Source organism: Streptomyces sp. CA-294286, from assembly GCF_050947155.1.
Classification (GTDB): domain Bacteria; phylum Actinomycetota; class Actinomycetes; order Streptomycetales; family Streptomycetaceae; genus Streptomyces.
Window position 1 is genome coordinate 505,108 of sequence record NZ_CP192004.1, and the last position, 23,431, is coordinate 528,538.

The following is a 23,431-nucleotide window of genomic DNA, read 5'->3' on the forward strand; positions in this document are numbered from 1 at the left end:
CGTGCAGCGGCACGGAGGCGGCGCGCGCAACTCCGTACCGCCGCACAGTTCTAGGGGCGCAGCAGCACCTTCCCCGTCTTCGGATCGCCGCCACCGACCAGGGCGATGGCGTCGGCGAACCGTTCCAGCGGGAACTCGTGGGTGATCAGCGGCGCCGGGTCGAGCAGTCCGAGACCGAACGCCCGCACCGCGTCCGTCCAGGCCCATGACGGAGCCCCGAAGACACTGCGCACCTCCAACTGGCTGAGCGACAGGTGCACCGGGTCGATGCCCACCGCGCCCGGGGTGAACATGCCGGTCAGCACGACCCGGCCGCCCCGCCTGGCCAGCAGACAGGACGAGGCCGCCGTGGTCGGCGCACCCGCCGTCTCGATCACCAGGTCGTAGCTGCCGTACGCCGTCTGCGCCTCCTCGGGAGTCACCGCCTCGGTCGCGCCGAAGCGCCGCGCCTGTTCGCCGCGCGCCGACCGTGGGTCGACCACCGTCAGCGCGGCCGGCGAGGACGCCCTCAGGAGCTGTACGGCGAGCATCCCGAGGGTGCCCGCGCCGACCACCGCGATCCGCTCTCCGGGCCGCGGCCGGCCCGCCCGCACGGCGGCGGCGATCACCGCAGCGGGCTCAAGGAGGGCTGCGGCGCGCAGGTCCGCGTCGTCGTCCAGCAGGTGCAACAGCCGTGCGGGGACGGTGACGTGGTCCGCGAAGGCGCCGGGCTCGGTGAACCCCGTCTCCGCGTACCCGCCGGAGCACAGACTCGTCTCGCCGCACCGGCACCGTTCGCACGTCCCGCACGCCCGGAACCCCTCGGCCACCGTCCGGCGCCCGACCAGGGACGGGTCCACGGCCGTGCCCACCGCGACGACTGTTCCTGACCACTCGTGCCCCGGCACCACCGGGTAGCGCACGAAGCCAGGGTCGCGTCGGCCCTCGTACACCTCGCGGTCGCTCATGCAGATGCCCGCGGCGGCGACCTCCACCAGCGCCTCGCCGGGGCCCGGACGGGCCGGGCCGGCCTCGGTCAGCCGGTGCCGGCCCGGTCCGTCGACGACGAGCGCACGACCGGGCCGTGCGTCAGGGCTCACTTGGGTGCCCTCTTCTCCCAGCCCTCGGCCCACAGGTCGAACCGCGCCTGCTGCTGCGGGAACTCGGCGGCGGCGTCCACGTCCAGCTCCACGCCGAGGCCCGGCGCGTGCGAGATCTCGAAGCAGCCCGTCTCCGGGTCCACCTGCGGGGCGCCCTTGACGACCTTCTTGATCTCCGCGTCGGCGAAGTCGTTGAAGTGTTCCAGGATCTTGAAGTTCGGCGTGGAGAAGCCGACCTGGAGGGAGGCGGCGGTCAGGACCGAGCCGCCGACGTTGTGCGGGGCGACGAGCATGTAGTGCGTCTCGGCGGTCGCGGCGAGCTTGCGGGTCTCCGAGATGCCGCCGATGTGACCGAGGTCCGGCTGGATGATGTCGACGGCCTGCGATTCGAAGAGCTCGCGGAACTCGATGCGGTCGTGGATGCGTTCGCCCGTGGCGACCGGCATGTCGACCTTGTCGGCCACCTTCTGCAGGGCCTTCAGGTTCTCCGGCGGCACCGGCTCTTCGAGCCACGCGGGCTTGAAGGGGGCCAGTTCCCTGGCGAGCCGGACCGCCGTGGACGGGCTGAAGCGGCCGTGCATCTCCAGCATCAGCTCGGCGTCCGGACCGATGGCGTCGCGCACCGCTTCGATCAGGGAGACGGCGTAACGGCTCTGCTCGGCGTCGAGCTCGAAGTGGCCGGTGCCGAACGGGTCGATCTTCAGAGCACGGTAGCCGCGCTCCATGACGGTGCGGGCCGCCTTGTGGTACGCCTCCGGTGTCCGCTCGGTGGTGTACCAACCGTTGGCGTACGCCTTGACCTTGTCGGTGACCTTGCCGCCGAGCAGCTGCCAGACCGGGACGCCGAGCGCCTTGCCCTTGATGTCCCAGCAGGCCATCTCGATGCAGGCGATGCCCGACATGACGATCTCGCCGGCCCGGCCGTAGTCGCCGTACTTCATACGACGTACGAGATCTTCGGTGTCGAACGGGTCGGAACCGACGATGTGGTGGGCCGCGGCCTCGCCCAGGTAACCGATCAGCGCGTCGGTGTGGCCGAGCATGCGCGTCTCGCCGACCCCGGTCAGCCCCTCATCGGTCCGGACGAGGACATAGGTGAGATTCCGCCAGGGTGTCCCGACGACGTGGGTGGTAATTCCCGTGATGCGCACGGCAGTTGCTCCTCAGTTGTACGGTTGTGCTCTCTGTGCTCGTTCGATATTTCGTCACACGTTCGAAATGTTGGCGTGACCGTAGTCAGCACGCCCGGGGGGTGTCAATGGGTACGACCGAGACCGCTTTCGAGCCCGGCGCGACGGTCACGCTCCGCCGCCCTGTCGACCCGCCGCTCCGCTCCCACTCGGACGCCGGGCGTCCCCGTGTCCCGGCCCGACCGTTGCCGGTCGGGCCCGGCGGGGCTAATCTTCGTTCGTCATACCGGTCGACCGCCGGAATCTCGAACACACCGGAACCAACGAGCGCAGAAGGTGGGTGGACGCCATGGGACGCCATGTCCCCGCAGTGACCAGGGCACTGGACATACTCGAACTGTTTCTGGAGGGCGACGGAACGCTCTCCGCACCGGACATCACCCGCAAGCTCGGGCTGCCCCGCACCACCGTGCACGAACTCGTCACCACCCTCGCCGCCCGCAGCTACCTGGTGCCCGTGCCCGAGCAGCCCGGCCGTTACCGGCTGGGCGTCCGCACCTACCAGTTGGGCAGCCGCTACGCCGAGCAGCTCGACCTGGCGGCCGAGGGCCAGAACGTCGCCCGCGAGGTCGCCGAGACCTGCGACGAGACCGTGCACGTCGCCGTCCTGGAGGGCGCCGACGTCATCTACATCGCCAAGGTCGACTCCACCCACGCGGTCCGCATGGTCTCCGCCGCCGGCCGCAGGCTCCCCGCGCACTGCACCTCCGTCGGCAAGATGCTGCTGGCCTCCCTCCCCGAGAGCGAACTGCGCGCCCGTATCGACGGCCGCGAACTCGCCGCGATGACCCCCAACAGCATCACCGAACCGGGTGCCCTGAGCGCCGCCCTCGCGGACGTCCGCGCCCGCGGACTGGCCGTGGAGCACCGCGAGTCCAACCCCGACGTCAGCTGTGTCGCCGCCCCGGTGCGCGACAGCTCGGGCCGGGTCGTCGCGGCGTTGTCGGTGTCGGTGCCGATGATCCGGTGGACCGAGGAACGCGAGCGTGAACTCGGCGAGTTGGCGGCCAAGGGCGCCGCCGACCTGTCCCTGCGGCTCGGGTACCGGGGGATGCCGCGATGAGCCCCGCGAAGACCGCCGAGCCTGCCGTACGGGAACGGGCCCAGCTCGGCGAGGGCCCCACCTGGGACGACGCCACCGGTCGGCTGATCTGGGTGGACATCCTCGGCTCCCGCGTCCACACGTACGACCCGGCCACCGGTCGGCGCACCGTCATGGCCACCGAACAGCACGTGGGGGCGGCGAAGCCCCGGGCGGGGGGCGGTCTGGTCGTCAACCTCCGTGACGGGGTCGCCAGTTACGACGCCGAGGGCGCCGGCTTCCGCTGGCTGCTGCACGATCCGGTACCCGGGCGGCGCGGAAACGACGCGGCCGTCGCCCCGGACGGATCGCTCTGGGCCGGCACCATGCGCTACGACGAGGCACCGGGCGGCGGCACACTCGTCCGTCTCGCACCCGAAACGGCCACCGCGGCAGGTGCCCGCGCCGTCACGGAGATCTTCCCTTCTGTGACCGTGAGCAACGGAACGGGCTGGAGCCCGGACGGCCGCCTCGTCTACTACATCGACAGCCCCACCCGCCGCGTGGACGTCTGCCGCATGGACGGCCAACTCCCCGCGGAACGCCGCGGACTGGTACGGATCGAGGACGGCGCGGGCTTCCCCGACGGGCTCGCCGTCGACGCCGACGGATGCGTCTGGGTGGCCCTCTGGGACGGCGGCCAGGTCCGCCGCTACACTCCCGACGGCACCCTGGACCGTACGATCACGCTGCCCACCTCCCGTCCCACCGCCTGCGCCTTCGGCGGACCCGGCCTGCGCGACCTGTACATCACCACCGCCCGCACCGGCCTGGGCGAGAACGCACACCCGTACGCGGGCTCGCTTCTGGTCGTGCCGGACGCCGGACAGGGCCTGGCGACCCCGGCGTTCGGGGGGTGAGCGGACCACCCGGCGCGTTCGCGTACCCTGCTTCCGGGCCGCACAAGGCCCTTCGCAACCGCACATCCGTGACGCGCGAACGTGGCAGAGAGAGGCAGCCCGTGGTGACATCGGACGGTGACGCCGCCACGGAGTTCCACGAGTTCTTCGAGCGCCACTACGCCGAACTGGCCCGTCTCGCCCACCTGTTGACGGGCGAGCCGGACGCCGCCGACGACCTCGCCGCCGACGCGCTGCTCGCGGTGTGGCACCGCTGGGACAGGGTGCGCGCCGCCGACCACCCGGCCGCCTACGCGCGCGGCGTCCTCGCCAATCTCGTACGGGGCCGCATCCGCAGCGCCGTGCGCGAACGGCGCAGGGTCGCGCTCTTCTGGGCGCAGCGCCCCGAGAGCGTCGACGCCCCGGACGTCGCGGGCGTCGTCGACGTACAGGAGGCCCTGCGCCGCCTGCCCTTCCGTAAACGCGCCTGCGTCGTCCTGCGCCACGCCTTCGACCTCTCCGAACGGGACACCGCCCTCGCCCTCGGTGTGTCCGTCGGTACGGTGAAGAGCCAGACCTCCAAGGGAATGGCCCAACTGGAGCAACTGCTCGGCAGCAGCGACGGCAACCGGACCGTGGCGGCACTGGCCGGAAGGAAGAAGTAGCCGCCATGGACGAGGACGAAGTGCGCAAGGGACATCCGCGCCGAGGCCGACCGCGCGAGATCCGGCCGCCGCACGAGGGGCGCCCGGCCGACGGCCACCCCCAGGAGGACCTCCAGCCGGAGGAACTCCGCGCCCGGGACGCCCGGCCCGCGGGCACCGAGCCCGAGGAGCCGGGCGCCGACCACCGCCTGCGCGACGAGCACCGCCTGCGCGACGAGCACCGCCTGCGCGCCGAGCACCGCCTGCGCGAGGAGCTGCAACGGGCCGCCGCCTCCCACCGTCCCGACCGCGCCCGCATCCTGGCCCGCGTCGAGCGCGGCATGGCGCAGGCGGCGCAGCCGCCCGTCCGGGCCCGCAAGGACGTCCGCACGCCCTCTTCGGCACGGTCCGCAGCGGCCCGGGACCCGCGCCGTGCGATGTCCTGGCCGCGCGTCGCCGGGGCCACCGCCGCCGTGGCGGCCGTACTGATCGCCGGCGGGTACGGGGTGGCCGGCGCCCTGCACGAGGACACCCGGGTGCGTACGGCCTCCACCCCCGACCCCACGCCCACCAGCACCGACGCCGACGGGACCGCGCCCACCGGTGCGCCCACCCTCCCGGACCCGGTGCGGACGACTCCGGCGAAGCCCTCCCGTACCCCGGAGCGCACACCGGGCCGCACCTCGGGGACCAACGGGACCGCGCCGCCCGCGGGCACCCGCGCGCCGACCGCCCCCGCACCGCCCCCCGCGCCGCCCGGCGGCAACCGTACCCGGGACGGCCATCTCTGGGGCGACGGCTCGGTCGACCCGCACAGCAACGACTTCTGGGCGCAGAGCAACGTCACCTTCAAGACGGGCGAGCCCCTCACCGCGCTCGTCGTCGAGCTCCGCATCGCCAGGACCGACGGCGTGACGAACACAGGGGCCTGGATCTCGCTGCCCGTCGACGACTTCACCGTCGACGTACGGGAGGAGCGGGGCGCCCCGGCGTTCCTGGTCTACCGCTGGACGCTGAAACCAGGTCGTACCGTGCCGGCCGGCGAGCACATGGCCGCCGGGCAGTACCAGCACGCCCCGGGCGGCCGTGACGCGGGCGGCGACCTGTACTCGGTGTCCACCACCGCACAGAACGGCAGGAAAGCCACCGTACGGGGAGACTTCTACCCCACGCGCTGAGCGGCGCGGGCCCGTTGTGCGACCCGCAGAACTGCTCTGAGGGGCCCGCGGAAAAAACTTCGGCCCGCACGGCAACCTCCGTCACCGCGGCGGCAACCAAGGAGCATGACAACTCCCCACTCACACCGTCGGCGCACCGCACGCCGCCGGGCCGTCATCGCCCTCTCGGGTGTCGGCGCCCTCACCGCCGGCGCCCTCGTCACCACCGGGCTCCTCCCCTCCGCGGGCGCGGCGAAGGCCCCCGCGGCGGCGGCCCCCGCCGCCCAGACCTCCGCCAAGGCCGCCGCCAAGGGCCCGGCCGCCTGGCCGAAGCCCACCGGCAGCAAGCCCGTGCCCGCCACCATCAAGGTGGACGGCACCTACGACGGCAAGCTCAAGCGCCACTACGGCCAGGGCGCACTCGGCAGCGGCGGCCAGAAGGAGGGGCAGCCCCCGGTCTTCACGCTCGCCGACGGCGCCGTCCTGAAGAACGTCGTCATCGGCTCCCCGGCCGCGGACGGCGTGCACTGCCTGGGCAGCTGCACCCTCCAGAACGTCTGGTGGGAGGACGTGGGCGAGGACGCGGCCACTTTCAAGGGCAAGTCCGCGAACGCCGTGTACACCGTGTACGGCGGAGGCGCCCGCAAGGCGTCCGACAAGGTCCTGCAGTTCAACGGCGCCGGCAAGCTCGTCATCTCGAAGTTCCAGGTGTCCGACTTCGGCAAGCTGGTCCGCTCCTGCGGAAACTGCAAGACCCAGTACAAGCGGACGGTCATCGTCAACGACGTCGACGTGAGCGGCCCCGGCAACTCCCTGGTCGGCATCAACGCCAACTACGGCGACTCCGCCTCGCTGCGCAACGTCCGCATCCACGGCGACAGCAAGAAGAAGATCAAGCCGTGTACGCGCTTCACCGGAAACAACACCGGCAAGGAACCCGTCCAGAACGGCACCGGACCGGACGGCACGCACTGCCGCTACCAGCCCTCCGACCTCACCTACCGCTGACGCCCCGAGCCGTCCCGCGCAGCAAGCAGTCCTCGCTGCACGCGGGGTGACGGACCGTCGGTCACCGAGCCGTGACCGGCCCCCGACCGGGCCCCCGCCGGAAGTCCCCCTCCGGCGGGGGCCCTTGTTCATCCCCCTGCCCGCCCGGCGCCGTGGCCGGGAAGGCGTCGTCGTCCGCTCACTCCTTGATGCGCAGGAAGGTCACGGAATGAGCCGGGAACGTGTACGTGAACTTCGCCCCGACGCCCGTCAGCTTCGACTCGGCCGGCCGGATCGGCTGTGCGTCGGCGGTGTTCTCCGCGTCCGGCGCGCCCTGGAGAGTGGTCACCCGTGCGGTGCGTGACCGGGGAGTCCTGCCGAGGTCGACGTGCGTACGGGCGGGCGTCGCCTGCACGTTGACGACCTTGACGATCAGCTCACCGGTCCGCGCGTCCCTCGTCACCACCTGACGGAACGGTTCGGCGGCCTTGTCGTCGGTGAAGCGGCCCCACTCCGCACCGTCCAGGAACAGCACCACGTCCCGCCCCCGGACCTGCACCTTGACGTCGTACGTCCGGCCGGTCTCGATGGTCGTCGGCTTCGCCAGGAGTGTCTGCTTGCCGCCGTCGACGGTCTTCTCCACGGCCGACTGGGTGTTGTTCCAGCCGCCCAGGTTCCACCAGTAGTGGTTTCCGGTGTCCTTGACGCCGAAGGCGACGAGGAAGCCCTCCTGGCCGGCCTTCTTGGTGGCCTTCAGCTGGAGGTCGTAGTTCTGCCAGGCGGGGTCGCCCGCCGTGACGAGGGTGTCCTCGGCGGTCGCGTCCGACTGGACGTACGCACCGTCCTCGACCTGCCAGCCACCCTTGTCCGACGCCTTGGTCCACTTCCCCTCACCGTCGGAGAAGTCGTCGCTCAGCAGCGTCCTTCCGTCCGCGCCGGTGACGCGCACGTCGTCGTACGCGGCGCTGGTCGCCCACGTCGAGAGGCCGACCGCACCGGTGATCGGCCCGGAGACGGCCGGGGTCGTGGAGGCGCGGCTGGGCACGACGCGGTCACCCGTGTTGTTCATGAACAGCTTCTGCACCTCGTAGCTGGTGGAGCCCCAGGAGCGCTCGTTGTCGAACCAGATCATGTCCGGCCGCCACTGCGTCGCGTCCGTGTGCGCGAGCAGCGGCGCGTAGCTGGCGAGCTCGACGACGTCGGCGTTGCGTTCCAGACCGGTCATGAACGCGGCCTCGGAGAGCGCGTTGCGGAACCGGTTGTCCAGGGAGGCGTACTCGCCGAGGAAGACCTTCGGGCCCTTGCGGTCGTACGAGTCGTAGCGGTCGTTGTTCTCCAGGAACCACTGCGGGCTGTTGTAGTAGTGCTCGTCGACCATGGACACCTTCGCGTCCCGGGCCAGCTCCCAGGACCGGTCGAAGACCGGTCCGCTGTCGTCGGGGCCGGAGTTGCCGATGACCTCGATGTCCGGGTACTTCGCCTCGATCGCCTCGCGGAAGACGGTGAAGCGGGCGAAGAACGCGTCGGGGAGGTTCTCCTCGTTGCCGACGGCGAGCTGCTTGAGCCCGAACGGCTTGGGGTGGCCCATCCTCGCGCGCAGCCCGCCCCACCGGGAGGACACCGGGCCGTTCGCGAACTCGATCAGGTCCAGGGTGTCCTGGACGTGCCGCCTCAGCAGGGCGGGGTCGTCGGTCGCCTTGTTCTCGCCGCAGCCGGTGACCAGGGCCGGCACGACGGGGACCGGGGCCGCGCCGAGGTCCTCGGCGAACTGGAAGTACTCGTAGTATCCGAGGCCGTAGCTCTGGTTGTAGCCCCAGAAGTTGGCGTTCGTCGGACGCTGCTCGACGGGGCCGACGGTGTCCTTCCACTGGTACGAACGCCGGCGTTCGAGATCCGGTGTCTCATATGCCTGGTGGCTTCCGGTGTTCACCAGGCATCCGCCGGGGAAGCGCAGGAAACCCGGCTTCAGCGCGGCGATCTTCTCCGCGAGGTCCTTGCGCAGCCCGTTGGGCCGGTTCTTGTAGGTGTCCCGGGGGAACAGCGACACCATGTCGAGTCCGACCGTGCCGCCGCCCTTGGCCAGGACGGAGAGCCTCCCGGTGGTGCTGTCGGCGGTGGCGGTGAACCGGGCGGTGTACTTGGCCCACCGGTCGCCGCGTACGGTCACGCGCCGCGCGTCGGCGAGCGTCCGGCCGGCGGCGTCGCGCAGGCCGACCGAGAGCGGGGTGCCGCCCCGCTGGTCGGTGCGGGCCCACACGGAGAACTCGTACGAGGCGCCCTTCCGGACGGAGATGCCCTTGCTGTATCCGGAGTTGGCCACCCCGTACCTGCCCGTGCCTCCGTCGAGGCGCAGCCGCAGGTAGTTGCGGTTCCTCTCGTTCAGCCTGCCCGCGTCGTCCACGACCTCGGCGCTGCCCGTGGCACCGCCGTCGGCGACGGGGGCCCACGCGGTCATCGGGGTGTACGCCCTGTTGTCGGCCGGGGCGTACTCGAAGGATCGGTTCTGCACCAGCTCGGCGTACAGTCCGCCGTCGGCCGCCCGGTTGATGTCCTCGTAGAAGACGCCGTACATGCTGTCCGAGATATCGGGTCCGGTACGCGACCGGTCCAGAGCGAGCGTGTAGTCGGCGGGGGCGGGCCCGGCGTCGGCACCGGCGTCCGGGGAGGCGACTGCGGAGGGCGGTGCGGCGGCGAAGCTGGTGGCCATCAGCAGGCCGAGGCCGAGTGCTGCCCATCTTCTTCCGGGGCGCGTGCGGGGGGACATGAGCGGCTCCATCAGTTCGTTCGACATCTCGGACGACGTACGGGATTTCGCTCGCAGAGGATCCATGTTCGAGAAACGGGCGTCAACACCTCTGACAGGAAGAGGTGTTGACGCCCGTTGTGACGCGGGCGTGCGGGGGCTCAGCCCTCCCGGCGGCCGTCCACCACGCGCGGCAGCCCCAGCGGGTTGCCGTCGCGCAGTTCCGGCGGCAGCAGGGCCTCGGGGGTGTTCTGGTACGCGACCGGCCGCAGCCAGCGCTCGGCGGCCGTGAGGCCGACCGACGTGGAGGTGGACGTGGTCGCCGGGTAGGGGCCGCCGTGCTGCTGGGCGGGGGCGACCGCGACTCCGGTGGGCCAGGAGTTGACCAGGACCCGGCCGGCCAGCGGGGTGAGCCGGTCCAGGAGGTCCGCCGCACTGCCGGTCGCGGCCTCCTCGGCGGAGACGTGCAGGGTGGCGGTGAGGTTGCCCGGCAGACGGTCCAGTACCGCTTCGGCCTGCGCCTGGTCCTCGTACCGCACGACCACCGTCACCGGCCCGAAGCACTCCTCCAGGAGGAGGTCGTGCGCCCCGCCCGCCCCGTCCACGAGCTTGTGCGCGGGTACGGTGAGCACGCCCGCGCCCACCGTGTGCGTGTCGGTCCCGCCCGGGTTCACCGGGGCCTCCACCTCCGGGAGCCCGGCGCGCTCGGCGAGCCCGGCGACGAAGTTGTCACGCATCCGGTGGTCCAGCATGACGCCCGGCGCCACGTCCGCCAGGGACTGGGTGAGCGCCTTGACCAGTTGGTCGCCCGACGCGTCGGCGGGGGCGAGCACCAGTCCCGGCTTCACGCAGAACTGCCCCACCCCCATCGTCATCGACGCGGCGAGGCCCGCCCCGATCTCCTCGGCGCGCTCGGCGGCGGCTGCTCCCGTCACCAACACCGGGTTGAGGGAACCGAGTTCACCGTGGAAGGGGATCGGTACCGGCCGGGCCGCCGCCGCGTCGAAGAGGGCGCGCCCGCCCCGTACGGAACCGGTGAAACCGGCGGCGGCCACCAGCGGATGCTCGACCAGGGCGACGCCCGCCCCGAAGCCGTGGACGAGGCCGACGACGCCCGCCGGGATGCCGTGCCGGTCGGCGGCCCGGCGCAGCACCGCGACGGTGGCCTCGGAGGTGGCCGGGTGGTCGGGGTGCGCCTTGACCACGACCGGGCAGCCGGCCGCGAGCGCGCTCGCGGTGTCGCCGCCCGCGACGGAGAACGCGAACGGGAAATTGGACGCCGAGTAGACGGCGACGACCCCCAGCGGCACCTTGTAGCGGCGCAGGTCAGGGATGGGGGGAGTGGCCGTGGCGTCCGGGTGGCTGATGATGATGTCGAGGAACGCGCCCTCGTCGACGGCGACCGCGAAGGCCCTCAACTGGTAGCAGGTGCGGGCGAGTTCGCCGGTGAGCCGGGTCGCGCCGAGGGCGGTTTCGGCATCCGAGACCGCGACGAGATCCTCCCGGGCCTCCTCCAGCAGCTCGGCGGCGGTGCGCAGGAAGGCCGACCGGGTGGACCGGGCCGCGAGCGCGCCGCGCGCGTCGTGCGCGCTGCGGACGGCGGCGTCGACGCTCTGCGGGTCGGCCTCCGCCGCGACCTGCTCGCGGCGCTCGCCGGTCCGGGGGTCGACGCTCCACACGGGGACTTCGGGTGACGCGGGAGTTGCGGGTATGGCTGACAACGTGACTCCTCCACCTGATTGTTCGAAATATCGAACAATGTTCACCATTTCGGATATTGACGGCAGGTTAGGCGCGCCCGGGAAGACGGGTCAAGGTCGGTCCGCACCGGTCGCGGGCCCCGCCCTGTCGAACGGGTTCCGCCGCAACGGTCCGAGGAGGCGGCGCGCGCCCGCGACGCGGGGAGTCGCGCCGGGTCCGGCGGGCGCGGCGGCCGGAAGCGGCGGTCCTCCCCGGGCTCGGCGACGAAGTCGCCCGTCGGACAGTCGAACGCCTCCACGCGTGGCGGAAAGGGGTGGTCGGCGGGGCCCGGTGGCCGCTTCCCGTCGATCGGCCGGCGTGCGAGGGTGACGGGCATGGACACGGCACCGGACAGTACTTCCCCGGACGGCGCGAGCGCGCACGCGGCGACCACGACCCCGGACGGAACCATCCCCGACAGTGTGACCCCGGCGGAGACCGGCCACAAGCGGGTGACCACCCCCGACGGTCGTCCCGTACCTCCCCTGCGCGCCGACGAACGCACGATGCTGGGGGCCTGGCTGGAGTTCCACCGCGCCACCCTGGCCATGAAGTGCGCGGGGCTCGACGACACGCAGGCGCGGCTGGCGTCCGTGGCGCCGTCGGCGATGACGATGCTGGGACTGGTGCGGCACCTGACGCGGATCGAACGCTCCTGGTTCCAGGGGGTGTTCGCAGGGCAGGACGTCCCCCGGGCCGAAGTGCGCGCCGCGGACGGCGGCTTCGCGCTCGACGGGGACGACGCCCCGGTCGGCATGCAGGAGGCCCTGGCCGCCTGGCGCGCCGAGGTCGCGCGCAGCCGTGCGTCCGTGGCCGGTGCCTCCCTGGACGACTGCGGCACGCTCTGTGCCGAGGACGCCGGGATCGCCGGGGGCGACACCGTGTCGCTCCGCTGGATCATGGTCCACCTGATCGAGGAGTACGCCCGGCACAACGGTCACGCGGACCTCGTACGGGAACGGATCGACGGGGTGACGGGACCCTGAGCGCTCAGGTGGACCCTGAGCGTTCAGGCGGAACGTGGGCGTTCACGCGGACCCTGAGCGTTCAGGGGGGCCGTGGGCGTTCAGGACGGCCGTGGGCGTCCAGGAGGGTCTTGTGCGTTCGGGGGAGCAGAGGCGGTTTTCGATCCGGTCCGCGAGGCTCCGGCCCTCCGCGAGGCTCCGGCGCTCTCTGGGGCCCAGCCCTCACCGAGGCCCCGGCTCCCCGGCGGACCCCGGCCCCCCGGCGGACCCCGGCCCTCCGTTGCGCCGCCCTCGCGGAGGGTGGATCAGTGGCCGGAGAGTTCCCCCGTCAGCCTACGGTGGAGGTCGGCGCTGGGGGCGTTGAGCCCGATGATCTCCACGGTCTTGCCGCGCTGGGCGTACTTCGTCTCGATGGCGTCCAGGGCCGCGACGGAGGAGGCGTCCCAGATGTGCGCGGCCGACAGGTCGATGAGCACCAGGTCCGGGTCGTCCTGGTAGTGGAACTGGGTGACCAGGTCGTTGGAGGAGGCGAAGAACAACTCGCCGGTGACCGTGTAGCGGACGCTGTCGCCGTCGGGCGCGAGCTGCGGGACCACTTCGGCGAGGTGCGCGACACGCTTGGCGAAGATGACCATCGCCGTGACCGAGCCGACGACGACGCCGATGGCGAGGTTGTCGGTGGCGACGACGCAGGCGACGGTGATGGCCATGACGGCGATCTCGCCCGTGGGCATCCGCTTGAGGGTCTTCGGCGCGACGGAGTGCCAGTCGAAGGTCGCGAAGGCCACCATCACCATCACCGCGACCAGGGCGGCCATCGGGATGTCGGACACGATCGGGCCGAAGACGATGCACAGCACCATCAGGAACGCGCCCGCGAGGAAGGTCGACAGGCGGGTGCGGGCGCCGGACACCTTCACGTTGATCATGGTCTGGCCGATCATGGCGCAGCCGCCCATGCCGCCGAAGAACCCGGTGACGACGTTGGCGACGCCCTGACCGATCGACTCACGGGTCTTGGAGGAGGGGGTGTCGGTGATCTCGTCGACCAGCTTGGCCGTCATCAGCGACTCCATCAGCCCGACCAGTGCCATCGCGAGCGCGTACGGGGCGATGGTGCTGAGGGTCTCCAGGGTGAACGGCACGTCCGGCAGTCCGGGGACGGGCAACGAGGACGGGAGGTCGCCCTTGTCGCCCACGGTCGGTACCGCGATACCGGCGCCCAGGGTGATCGCGGTGAGGATGACGATGGAGACGAGCGGGGCCGGGACCACGGTGGTGACCTTCGGGAAGAACACCATCAGCAGCAACCCGCCCAGGATCAGCGGATACACCGGCCAGGGCACGTCGCGCATCTCGGGTACCTGGGCCATGAAGATCAGAATGGCGAGGGAGTTGACGAAGCCCACCATCACGCTCCGCGGCACGAACCGCATGAGCTTCGCGACGCCGAGCGCGCCCAGGGCGATCTGGATCACGCCGGCCAGGATGACGGCGGCGACGAGGTGACCGAGCCCGTGGTCGCGGTTGAGGGGCGCGATGACGAGGGCGACGGCACCTGTTGCGGCGGAGATCATCGCGCGGCGTCCGCCGACGACGGAGATGACCACGGCCATCGTGAACGAGGCGAACAAACCGATCGCCGGGTCCACTCCGGCGATGATCGAGAACGAGATGGCCTCCGGGATCAGCGCGAGCGCGACGACGAGACCGGCCAGGACCTCGGTGCGCCACACCTTGGGGTCGCGCAGCCAGTCGGGACGCCGGGCGCGCAGCCACGCACCGGAGGTTTCTGTGGGAACGGGCGAAGTGGGCAAGGAAGCGGAACCTGTCGTACTCGGGCACACCCCGTCCGGCGGACCGGAGGTGCGCGGAAGGCGGGCAGGAGCCGGTCGGCGTCCTGCGCACGGCCCGTGCGGGGCCGGAAGTCTGGGGGTGGGGACGCGAAGGGTGCGATGCCCGGCCGGTACGGGCCGCCGCCGGTCCGTACGCCTGGGAAGGACGGGACCGCCCCGCCGACGCCGGAGACTCTACCCTAACGTTAGGGTAGAGATCGGCGGGACAGGGCGGTCCCGAGGACGAGAAGGGCCAGGACCACGGGCGTGGACAACACGGCGGACAGCAGGGCGAGCGACGTGGACGGCAGGACGGCCGACACGGGCGCGAGTGACGCCGGGACGGCGGCGGTCGACGGGCGTGCGGACGGCGCGCGGGGCGAGAGGGCGGAGGCCGGCGCCCGGCACATGCAGATCGGCGAGGTCGCCGAACGCACCGAGCTGTCCCTGCGGACCATCCGGCACTACGAGGAGAGCGGCCTGGTCGTCCCCTCCGCCCGTTCCCGCGGCGGCTTCCGTCTCTACACGGAGAGCGACGTCGCCCGTCTCATGGTCGTCCGACGGATGAAACCGCTCGGCTTCACCCTGGAGGAGATGCGCGACCTGCTGGACGCCACCGACCTGCTCGACGCCGAGGAGTCGGCCGACCCCTCCCAGCGGCGGGCGCTTCTGGAGCGGGTGGGGGAGTACGAGCGCGCCGCCACCCGGAAGATCGAGGACCTGCGCCTCCAGCTGGCCCGCGCCGAAGACTTCGCCGCCACTCTCCGCGCCCGCACCGGGGGCGGCACGTCCCTCTGACGGAGGGTCAAGCAGCAGCCGCGTCGGCGGACCCGCGAAAATCAGTCACGCTCGAAGTGAGTGAACGCGTGTTCCCGGGCAAGGCTCGGGTGGGTACGCAACCGTGTGCCCGAGGAGGAACCGCGATGCTGTCAGCTCCCGTACGTACGACCGTGCCCGCCCCCGTGTCCGAGCGGTCCGTGGTGGACCCGGCCCGCACCGGTACCGGCACGGCCGCCACCGGGGACGGCACCCTCCCCCGCATATCCGACCCCGCCGCCGTCGCCCCCAAGGACGCCCGCCAGCTCTCCAAGCTCTTCCTCGACAGGCTCAACGCACTCGAAGAGGGCACGCACGAGTACCAGTACGCGCGCAACACCCTCATCGAGATGAACCTCTCCCTCGTGAAGTTCGCCGCCCGCCGCTTCCGCAACCGGGGCAACGGCGAGCTGGAGGACATCATCCAGGTCGGCACGATCGGCCTGATCAAGGCGATCGACCGGTTCGACCTGACCCGCGAGGTCGAGTTCACCTCCTTCGCCATCCCGTACATCACCGGTGAGATCAAGCGCTTCTTCCGCGACACGACCTGGGCCGTGCACGTGCCGCGGCGGCTCCAGGAGCTGCGTACGGAACTGGCGAAGGCCAAGGAGCAGTTGGCCACCGTCCTGGACCGCGACCCCACCGTCGCCGAGCTCGCCGAACTCCTCGAACTCACCGAGGCCGAGGTCAACGACGGCCTGGTCGCCGCGAACGGCTACACGGCCGGCTCCCTCGACCTGCCCGCCGAGACCGGCAACGACAACAGCGCCAAGTCCCCCGTGAGCTACGCCGACTTCTTCGGTGCCTGCGACCCGGGCATGGAACTCTTCGAGGACCTGCACACCCTCGCTCCGCTCCTCGCCTCCCTCTCCGAGCGGGACCGTCACATCCTCTCCATGCGGTTCGGCCAGGAACTCACCCAGGCCGAGATCGGCGAGGTGCTCGGCATCTCCCAGATGCAGGTCTCCCGCCTCCTGACCCGCATCCTGGGCACCCTCCGCACGGGCATGCTGGCCACGCACTGACCCCGGGCGCGCACCACACTGGCGGAAAACCGCCCGTTTGCCTCATCCGTCCCAGGGCACTCGGAGAAGCACAACGACTCCATGAGAACTACACAGACACGAAGGGGACTCCCGCATGCTGGTGCCCGACCCCAAGGTTCTGCGCGCCCTCCTCACGCGGTACGCGGAAACACGCTTCGCCCACGCCCAGAACCCGACCCCGGAGAACCAGCGTGCCCTCGACGACGTCTCGTACACCCTGTGCGTGACGACGTCGACGAACAAGGTCGCAGCGGCGCTCGCGGCAGCGGACTCGCTGCTGGAGCAGACCTGCTGCGCCCGTGCCGCGAACGCCGGGGTGTCGGACGCGTCGGACGTCGTGCACGAGCAGTCCCAGGCGGACCTGGCGGCCTGAGTTCCGTGTGAGGCCGGCCGTGCAGCGGTGACGCGTGCGGTGCGGGTGTGCCGCGTTCACTCCTCGATCGTGATCAGTCCCCGGTGCACCGCCGTCATCACCGCCGCCGTACGGTCGTCGACCTCCAGCTTGCCGAAGATGCGCAGCAGGTGGGTCTTCACCGTGGACTCGCTGATGAACAGGGCGGCACCGATCGCCGGATTGCTCAGGCCGCGGCCGACCAGGCGCAGGACCTCCGCCTCCCGAGCGGACAGGACGTTGCGCCGTGGGGTGCGTATGTGCCGGGTGAGACGGGCGGCGACGGACGGGGCGAGGACCGTCTCGCCCGCGGCGGCGGCCCGGATGGCCCGAAGCAGGTCGGCACGGTCGGCGTGCTTGAGCAGGTAACCCGTGGCCCCGGCCTCCACCGCGGCCAGGATCTGGTCGTCGGTGCCGTAGGTGGTGAGGACGAGCACCCGGCTGTCCGGCTTCTCTGCGGACAGCCGGGCGGTGGCCTGCACCCCGCCGCCCGGCATGCGCAGGTCCATCAGTACGACGGCGGGGCTCAGCCCGTGCGTGAGGGACACCGCCTCGTCGGCGTCGGACGCCTCGCCGACGACCTCGATGCCGGGCTCGTTCGCCAGCATCCCGCGCAGACCCGCCCGGACGACGGGATGGTCGTCGACGACCAGGACCGTGATCATCGGTGCCGGAGCGGGGGTCGGGCGGGAGTGCGTGTTCATCGTGGGACCTCCACTTGCAGGATCGTGCCTGTGCCCGGTGCGCTGCGGAGCTGCCTGCTTCCGCCCACCTGTTCGACGCGCCTGCTCATGGCGGCCAGCCCGTATCCGCCGGGGGAGGCCGTGGCGGAGGGAAGGCCGAGGCCCTTTCCGTCGTCCTCGACGCGTACGGAGACACTCGCTTCCGTATAGCTGAGGGTGACGTGGGCCGCCGTCGCCTGCGCGTGCTTGCGAACGTTGGCCAGCGCTTCCTGGGCCGCCCGCAGGAGGACCACCTCGACGGCCACCGGGAGCGCCTCCGGTGCGCCGTGCAGCGCGAACGACGTATCCAGGCCGGTGCCCTCGGCCGTCCTGGCGGTGAGCCGACGCAACGCCTCGGACAGCGAATCCGTGTCCAGCGCCGCCGGGCGCAGTGCCTCCACCAGCGCACCGGCCTCCGCGAGGCTCTCGCGCGCGGTACGCGCGACGAGGTCCAACTGGCTCCGCGCCCGGTCCACCGTCTCCTCCTGCGAGGCGGGGAGTTCGGTGAGCCGGTCCAAGGTCGAGCCGGTGGCCTGGACCAGCATCACGATACTGCTCAGGCCCTGGGCGACCGCGTCGTGGATCTCCGAGGCGAGCCGCTCGCGTTCGGCCGCCGCCCCGGCCTGCTGGGACGCTTCGGCCAGTTCGCTGCGCGTGGAAGCCAACTCCTCGACGAGTGCGGCCCTTTCACTGCTCTGGTCGATGATCCGGTGCACCCAGGTGCCGCAGAGCACCGCGAACGCGATGATCACCAGGGACGTCGGCCCCTGGTTGGCCAGACTGCGCCCCGTCGCACCGGTACGGAATGCCTCCGCGAACAGCGGCACCAGCGCGAAGACCACCACCGCCGCGGTCGCGAGCAACGTCCGCAACGTCCAGTACGTCTGCGGAAGGATCATGACGAGGGCGATGGAGGCGGCCGGGGCCAACGCGACGGCGACGGTGAACAGGGCGAGCTGGACACCGAGGTAGAGCAGCCCGGAGCGGACGGGCGGCCCGTCGTCGGCGGCCCCGTTGGCCGTGCGCATCAGCCCTCTGCCGTATCCGACGTACCAGAGGGCCGCGCAGCTCAGGGCGAGCGACGCGACGGCCCGGTCCAGCACCGCGACCCGATGTGCCAGCGCTTCCACCTCGTCCAGATAGTGCGTGGTGAGCACGATCGTCGTGCCCTGCGCCGACAGCGCCCGGATCAACTCCCAGAAACGCACGCGTGCTTCAGGATCGAAACCGGTCGTCGGCTCGTCGAGGAACAGCAGGTCGGGGTCGCCGACGATTCCCAGCGCCACGTCCACCCGCCGCCGTTGTCCCCCCGACAGCCGGCCCACCCTCCTGCGGGCGAGTTCCCCGAGCCCGACCTGCTCGATGACTTCCTCGGGGTCGCGGCGGCGGGGATACATGCCCGCGAAGTGTCGGACCACCTCACGTACCGTCAACTCCGTTGCGTCGGAAGCGGTTTGCGTCACGATCCCGATTCTGCTGCGCCAGGCCCTGCCCGCCCGCCCCGGATCCTCGCCCAGGACGGCCACCTCCCCGCCGTCACGCTCCCGGTACCCCTCCAGAATCTCCACGGTGGTCGTCTTGCCCGCCCCGTTGGGCCCGAGCAGCGCGAACACCTCGCCGTACCCGATGTCCAGGTCCAGCCCGTCCACGACGGCGGTTTCGCCGTACCTCTTGGCCAGGCCCCTCACTCGTACTGCCGTCTGCGTCATGGGCGTCTGTGTCATACATCGGATCGTCGTCCGTCAGCGGCGCGAGCAGTAGCGACCCGAGGGCGGAACCGGCTGTCGACCGATCGGTGGACAGTGGCACGCGATCCGGGGGCATGCCGGAAGCCAAGAGCCAGGACACCCCGTCCGGAGGGGACCGGTGAAGGGACCGAGGGACTGAAGGACCGGAAAACCGGATGGGATTCGCGAGCAGGCCCAGCCGGTCAGGAACGGCGCCGCCGCGCGCCGGGGCCGCAGGAGGCAGAACGGCCGCACCGCCGGGTTCGCGGGGAGGCAGAATGCCCGTCACGCTTCCCGTGCGAGTGATCAGCCCGGCTCGATGACCGCCGGCAAGTCCTCACCCTCGGTCGGCGTCTTCGTCGCGGTGACCGCCGTGCCCGCCGCGGGAAACCTCGCGGCCCGCGGAGGGCGACTGCGGGCCGTACCGCGGAGGGGCGGTACGGCCCGGGGTGTTCGTCGGGGGTCAGGCCGCCGGCCGTGGCGTTGCCGGTCGGCGGGCGAGCTGTACCCGGCCGAACAGCAGGGCGTAGCCGTCCGGCAGCTGGGCCAGCACGCGGTCCAGGAGTTCCGGCCCGGCGAGGTCGCCGACGTTCCGCAGGACGGAGCCGGTGTCCCAGCGGGCGGGGCCGGGGCCGCTGCCCGTGCGGGCGGCGAGTTCCTGGACGAACCCGAGACCGGTCAGCTGCCGCGCGGCGGGAATCTGCGCGCTGAACTCCAGCGCCGCCTCCCACGGCAGGACCCCGGCCAGCTCGACGCGTTCGTCGCCGGTCAGCTGACGGCCGAGCCCGGCCAGTACGCTCCGGGTGACGGCCTCGGCGCGCTGGTCGGAGTCGTAGAGCCCGTCGGCCCGTACCCGCTCGACCAGTTCTTCGAAGGTGACGGTGCGCCGCGGCGGCGACGGGTCCAGGTCTCCCCGCCGGTATCCGTCCTGCCCGTACCTCTGCACACGTCCGCGATCCGGTACGGGTCCTGGCCCGTACTTCTGCTCGTCGTCCCGCCTGGACGGCGGCTGCGCGGGCGTCTGACGCACAGCCGCCGCCTGGTGCATGGTCGCCGTCCCGCTCATGCGGTGATCTGGCGGTCCCCGGCGCCGCTGCCGCCGCTGATGGCGATCTTGCGGGGCTTGGCCCTCTCCGAGACCGGCAGGCGCAGCGTCAGTACGCCCGCCTCGTAGGAGGCGTCGATCCGTTCCGTATCGAGGGTGTCACCGAGGATGAGCTGCCGGGTGTGCAGGCCGTTGGCACGTTCGGAGGCGATCATCTCCGCGCCCTCGGGGGCCGCCGAACGGCGTTCCGCCTTCACGGTGAGGACGTTGCGTTCGATGTCCAGGTCGATGGACTCGGGGTCGATGCCCGGCAGGTCGAAGTGGACGACGAACTCCTCGCCCGCCCGGTAGGCGTCCATCGGCATCGCCGCCGGATGTGCCGCCGTCCCCCAGAACTGCTGGGTGAGCCGGTCCAGTTCACGGAAAGCGTCGGTACGCATGAGCATCACAGGTCACTCCTTCTCTCTTCGCACTGGGTGCGATGCCCTTCGCTTTCTTATATAGCGGACCGACCAGAAAGTTGACAAGCCCCCACTGAGGTTTGGTGAGTCGATGCTGTCGACGCCCGTGTGGTGGGGTGGCGCCGCCCAGGCCACGCCGTGGGCAGGACGCTGCCGGGGCTCAGTCCTCCGCCCAGCTCTGCAACGCGTCGCAGCAGTTCTCGCACTCCTCCATCAGCCGGGACGCCTCCACCACCAGCTCCCCGTAGGGATGCGCGGGGTCCGTCAGTGGCAGCCCCCTCGCCACTGCCTCCTCCGCCAGCGCCTGCCGCTGCTGCCGTGCCTCGTCCGCCAGGCGGCACAGTTCCCTCGCCTGCGCGGGCAGCCGGGTCTCGTCCAGGTCGGCCAGTACCGCGGCGCACTTTTCGAGCGCGTCCAGGAAATCCGCGTAGCTCCGCAGGAAGGGGAGGTACTCGTATCCGCTCTCCTCCCCGTGCCACCGGTCGAGGCTGCGGGTGAGGGAGGCCGTCTGGTACAGGGTGCGCACGAGGGCTTCGAGTACGACCGCGTACCCCTGGAAACTGGTGTGCCCGCGGTGGCCGGGCAGGCGGCTGCGGGGGTTGAAGTGGATGCTCTCCTCGGCGGTGCGCAGACTGCTCCTGGCGCCGGAGATCAGCCCGTCGGTCCGGTCGGCCCGTCGCCGCCACTGAGCGGTGCTGTCCTCGTCGGGGGCGCCCTCGCGCAGGACGGGAGCCATGTCGCCGAGCAGGTCGCGCAGGGTGTGCGCGAGGGAACGGATGCCGTACTCGGCGTTGCGGTAGCGCATGGGCGGTACGACGAGGATGTGGACGGCGGTACCGATGGCACAGCCGACCAGCACCAGCAGCACGATCTGCTGGAGCTGTTCCAGTCGCGTGCCGTCGGTGCTGGAGGAGACGTACGTGGAGAACGCGAAGAACGCCGCCGTGGAGACCTGGGTCCCCTGCGAGCCCAGCGGCGCCCACCGTCCGACGGCCAGTGTGATCACCGCGACCAGCGCGAACGTCGCCAGCGTCGGTCCTGCGGACAGACCGAGCACCGCCTGCACGGCCACCCCGACGACGACCGCTCCGACGTACCGCAGCGATTGCACGAGCGAGCGGTAGACGGTCGCCTGCATGGTCAGGACCGCTGAGAACGGCGCGAACGCGGGGGACTTGGCGTGCATCAGGTCGTACGCGACGAACCAGGACAGCGTCGCCGCCAGCGCGCTCTTGGCGATGAGCAGCACGGTGTGCCGTTCGTGTCCGGAGTACGACCAGGCCCGCTGCCACCAGTGTGCGACCCGGGTGGACCAGGACGGCTGATGCCCCGTGGACTCCTCCGCGCTTCCCGGTTTCTTCATGTGCGCCCCCTCGGGTCCGGTGCTGGGGGCCCTCTCCCGGTACCTGCCGACGTCCGGTGCCCGCAAGGTGCGGTACCCGACCGACATGCGTTTATGTACGAAATCACCCGAGGTGCACGTCACCCTGCCGCAATGGCCGTACCGGCCGGCGGGCCGCTCCTGCCTCGGCTCTGCGGGCTCGGCTCCCCCGACGGCGACCGCCGCTCCTGCCCCGCCGCGTGCCCGCTGCTACTTCAGCGAGTGCCCCGCGTGCTTCTCGCCGTCGGGCGACTCGGGTACGAAGCAGGCCGTGACCGCTTTGCCGTGCTGCTGTTCGTGCGTCTCCCAACTGTCGGCGAGTGCGTCCACGAGGGCGATGCCCCGGCCCGAGGTGGCCGCGAGGGAGGGGGGCCGCCGGACGGGCTGGGGTGCGCCGCCGACGTCGTCGTGCACGGTGACGTGCACACAGCGGCTGTCCCAGGTCAGCACGAGCTGGGCATCGCTGTGCGCGTGCAGGTGGGCGTTGGCGATCAGTTCCGACACGGTGAGGACGACGGCGTCCGCGGTGTCCGGGCTGGTCTCGTACCAGGGCAGTTGCGCCAGGTGCTCACGCGTCCACTGTCGGCCCTCCCGTACACCTCCGGACATCGGAAACGTCTTCGCCCATCCCACGGCCCGCATCGACATGTGCCCCACTCCCTTCCTGTCGCTCACGTTCTCGTGCGGTACGAGTACCCGGGAATGCCCTCAGGAACAGGGGGATCGGGACAACGGAGAAAGACAACGGGAAAAGCGGGGGCGTGCCGGAGGGTCACGCGGCCCCCGCGTCCCTCCCGCGTACGACACGCAGCCCTCGCTCCGACGTCCAGTAGGGATGTTCGTTGACCGCCATGGTCAGCTCCCGTATCCGCTCCCACAGCTCCTCGACCTGGTCCACCTGTTCCTCGGTGAAAGCGGCGGCGGACCCGGTGCCCCAGGGGGGCGCGGTGGCGAGCGTGTGGAAGTCGACCTGTGCCTCGTGGAGCTGCTGCTGGAGAGCGAGGAGGTCGTCGGGGAAGGGGGAGGCGTAAGGAGACATACCAGAAGCGTACGTCTGTTCGATTTACGATTTCCAGTCGTACGCCGCGGTCGCGCGGAACCTGCTTCCCCACCGCCTGGCGCGGCCTGCCGCGACGGCACCGCAGGGGCCCCGGTGTACCGGGCCGCGGGCGGGCCTACTCGGGCATGGTCGCGATCTGGATCAGGTTGCCGCAGGTGTCGTCGAGGACGGCGGTGGTGACGGGTCCCATGTCCACGGGTTCCTGGGTGAAGCGGACGCCGAGCTCCCGCAGGCGCTGGAACTCCGCCCGGACGTCGCCGACGGCGAACTGGGCGAGCGGGATGCCGTCCTGAACGAGTGCGTCGCGGTAGGGCCGGACCGCCGGATGCCCGGCGGGCTCCAGGAGGAGCTCGGTGCCGTCCGGCTCGTCGGGCGAGACGACGGTCAGCCACCGGTCCTCGCCGCCCACCGGGACGTCGCGCTTCTTCACGAAACCGAGGATCTCGGTGTAGAAGTGCTCGGCCTTGGCCTGGTCGTCGACGAAGACGCTGGTCAGATGAATTTTCATGGAGGATGAAT

At 71.4% G+C, this 23,431-nt stretch carries 22 protein-coding genes and 1 pseudogene; 9 read left to right on the forward strand and 14 right to left on the reverse strand.

Going from position 1 to position 23,431, the window contains the following annotated elements:
* Positions 1-50 precede the first annotated feature (50 nt).
* Positions 51-1,079: a zinc-dependent alcohol dehydrogenase gene (locus ACQPZG_RS02190; protein ID WP_433544034.1), complete on the reverse strand. Its 1,029-nt coding sequence runs from the start codon at positions 1,077-1,079 to the stop codon at positions 51-53.
* Entirely contained in the window at positions 1,076-2,230 is a 1,155-nt protein-coding gene (locus tag ACQPZG_RS02195) for a mandelate racemase/muconate lactonizing enzyme family protein (protein WP_433544035.1), read from the reverse strand. The genes ACQPZG_RS02190 and ACQPZG_RS02195 overlap by 4 nt, the downstream gene beginning before the upstream one ends.
* Before the next feature lie 328 nt (positions 2,231-2,558).
* Here ACQPZG_RS02195 and ACQPZG_RS02200 point away from each other — a divergent pair, with 328 nt between their 5' ends.
* The 5 genes from ACQPZG_RS02200 (at position 2,559) to ACQPZG_RS02220 (ending at position 6,998) form a co-directional block, all read left to right on the forward strand.
* Complete coding sequence (locus ACQPZG_RS02200; RefSeq protein ID WP_433544036.1) at positions 2,559-3,332, forward strand: IclR family transcriptional regulator; 774 nt, start codon at positions 2,559-2,561, stop codon at positions 3,330-3,332.
* Entirely contained in the window at positions 3,329-4,210 is an 882-nt protein-coding gene (locus ACQPZG_RS02205; protein WP_433544037.1) for an SMP-30/gluconolactonase/LRE family protein, read from the forward strand. The genes ACQPZG_RS02200 and ACQPZG_RS02205 overlap by 4 nt, the downstream gene beginning before the upstream one ends.
* A gap of 101 nt (positions 4,211-4,311) precedes the next feature.
* The gene (locus tag ACQPZG_RS02210) at positions 4,312-4,854 is read left to right on the forward strand and encodes a SigE family RNA polymerase sigma factor (RefSeq protein ID WP_433544038.1); all 543 of its coding nucleotides are present in this window, start codon (positions 4,312-4,314) and stop codon (positions 4,852-4,854) included.
* 5 nt (positions 4,855-4,859) lie between these two features.
* Positions 4,860-6,011, forward strand: coding sequence for a hypothetical protein (locus ACQPZG_RS02215; RefSeq protein ID WP_433544039.1), 1,152 nt, complete (start codon positions 4,860-4,862; stop codon positions 6,009-6,011).
* A gap of 105 nt (positions 6,012-6,116) precedes the next feature.
* Positions 6,117-6,998, forward strand: coding sequence for a pectate lyase (locus ACQPZG_RS02220; protein ID WP_433544040.1), 882 nt, complete (start codon positions 6,117-6,119; stop codon positions 6,996-6,998).
* A 178-nt stretch (positions 6,999-7,176) separates the two neighbouring features.
* Here ACQPZG_RS02220 and ACQPZG_RS02225 read toward each other — a convergent pair whose 3' ends face one another.
* Both ACQPZG_RS02225 and ACQPZG_RS02230 read right to left on the reverse strand, forming a co-directional pair.
* Positions 7,177-9,741 carry an alpha-L-arabinofuranosidase C-terminal domain-containing protein gene (locus ACQPZG_RS02225; protein WP_433544041.1) on the reverse strand — a complete coding sequence of 855 codons (2,565 nt, stop codon included), beginning with the start codon at positions 9,739-9,741 and terminating at the stop codon, positions 7,177-7,179.
* A 140-nt stretch (positions 9,742-9,881) separates the two neighbouring features.
* The gene (locus ACQPZG_RS02230) at positions 9,882-11,399 is read right to left on the reverse strand and encodes an aldehyde dehydrogenase (NADP(+)) (protein WP_433544606.1); all 1,518 of its coding nucleotides are present in this window, start codon (positions 11,397-11,399) and stop codon (positions 9,882-9,884) included.
* Between the two features lie 396 nt (positions 11,400-11,795).
* Here ACQPZG_RS02230 and ACQPZG_RS02235 point away from each other — a divergent pair, with 396 nt between their 5' ends.
* Positions 11,796-12,446, forward strand: a complete 651-nt coding sequence (locus ACQPZG_RS02235; protein ID WP_433544042.1) for a DinB family protein — start codon at positions 11,796-11,798, stop codon at positions 12,444-12,446.
* Positions 12,447-12,730: 284 nt separating this feature from the next.
* Here the strand turns inward: ACQPZG_RS02235 and ACQPZG_RS02240 are convergent, their stop codons facing one another.
* Complete coding sequence (locus ACQPZG_RS02240; RefSeq protein WP_433544043.1) at positions 12,731-14,242, reverse strand: SulP family inorganic anion transporter; 1,512 nt, start codon at positions 14,240-14,242, stop codon at positions 12,731-12,733.
* A gap of 426 nt (positions 14,243-14,668) precedes the next feature.
* On the opposite strand from ACQPZG_RS02240, the gene ACQPZG_RS02245 reads away from it, so the two are divergent.
* The 3 genes from ACQPZG_RS02245 to ACQPZG_RS02255 all read left to right on the forward strand — a co-directional run bounded on the left by ACQPZG_RS02245 (position 14,669) and on the right by ACQPZG_RS02255 (position 16,498).
* Positions 14,669-15,058, forward strand: a complete 390-nt coding sequence (locus tag ACQPZG_RS02245) for a MerR family transcriptional regulator (RefSeq protein WP_433544607.1) — start codon at positions 14,669-14,671, stop codon at positions 15,056-15,058.
* Positions 15,059-15,183: 125 nt separating this feature from the next.
* The gene (locus ACQPZG_RS02250) at positions 15,184-16,104 is read left to right on the forward strand and encodes a SigB/SigF/SigG family RNA polymerase sigma factor (protein ID WP_433544044.1); all 921 of its coding nucleotides are present in this window, start codon (positions 15,184-15,186) and stop codon (positions 16,102-16,104) included.
* 115 nt (positions 16,105-16,219) lie between these two features.
* Positions 16,220-16,498, forward strand: coding sequence for a DUF5133 domain-containing protein (locus ACQPZG_RS02255; RefSeq protein ID WP_433544045.1), 279 nt, complete (start codon positions 16,220-16,222; stop codon positions 16,496-16,498).
* Between the two features lie 56 nt (positions 16,499-16,554).
* Here ACQPZG_RS02255 and ACQPZG_RS02260 read toward each other — a convergent pair whose 3' ends face one another.
* From ACQPZG_RS02260 to ACQPZG_RS02300, 9 genes and pseudogenes are all read right to left on the reverse strand, one after another.
* On the reverse strand, positions 16,555-17,181 hold the full coding sequence (locus ACQPZG_RS02260) for a response regulator (RefSeq protein WP_433544608.1): 627 nt from the start codon (positions 17,179-17,181) through the stop codon (positions 16,555-16,557).
* Positions 17,182-17,216: 35 nt separating this feature from the next.
* On the reverse strand, positions 17,217-18,266 hold the full coding sequence (locus ACQPZG_RS02265) for a sensor histidine kinase (RefSeq protein WP_433544609.1): 1,050 nt from the start codon (positions 18,264-18,266) through the stop codon (positions 17,217-17,219).
* A 63-nt stretch (positions 18,267-18,329) separates the two neighbouring features.
* Positions 18,330-18,947: pseudogene (locus ACQPZG_RS02270) on the reverse strand (ABC transporter ATP-binding protein); the annotation flags it as partial.
* 481 nt (positions 18,948-19,428) lie between these two features.
* Complete coding sequence (locus ACQPZG_RS02275; protein ID WP_433544046.1) at positions 19,429-20,031, reverse strand: DUF2267 domain-containing protein; 603 nt, start codon at positions 20,029-20,031, stop codon at positions 19,429-19,431.
* Positions 20,028-20,456, reverse strand: a complete 429-nt coding sequence (locus ACQPZG_RS02280; RefSeq protein WP_433544047.1) for an Hsp20/alpha crystallin family protein — start codon at positions 20,454-20,456, stop codon at positions 20,028-20,030. The genes ACQPZG_RS02275 and ACQPZG_RS02280 overlap by 4 nt, the downstream gene beginning before the upstream one ends.
* Positions 20,457-20,631: 175 nt before the next feature.
* On the reverse strand, positions 20,632-21,834 hold the full coding sequence (locus tag ACQPZG_RS02285) for an FUSC family protein (protein ID WP_433544048.1): 1,203 nt from the start codon (positions 21,832-21,834) through the stop codon (positions 20,632-20,634).
* A gap of 228 nt (positions 21,835-22,062) precedes the next feature.
* A complete protein-coding gene (locus ACQPZG_RS02290) occupies positions 22,063-22,527 on the reverse strand; it encodes an ATP-binding protein (RefSeq protein ID WP_433544049.1) in 465 nt (154 codons plus the stop codon).
* A gap of 97 nt (positions 22,528-22,624) precedes the next feature.
* Positions 22,625-22,891 carry a hypothetical protein gene (locus ACQPZG_RS02295; protein WP_433544050.1) on the reverse strand — a complete coding sequence of 89 codons (267 nt, stop codon included), beginning with the start codon at positions 22,889-22,891 and terminating at the stop codon, positions 22,625-22,627.
* A 136-nt stretch (positions 22,892-23,027) separates the two neighbouring features.
* The gene (locus ACQPZG_RS02300) at positions 23,028-23,420 is read right to left on the reverse strand and encodes a VOC family protein (protein WP_433544051.1); all 393 of its coding nucleotides are present in this window, start codon (positions 23,418-23,420) and stop codon (positions 23,028-23,030) included.
* Positions 23,421-23,431 lie beyond the last annotated feature (11 nt).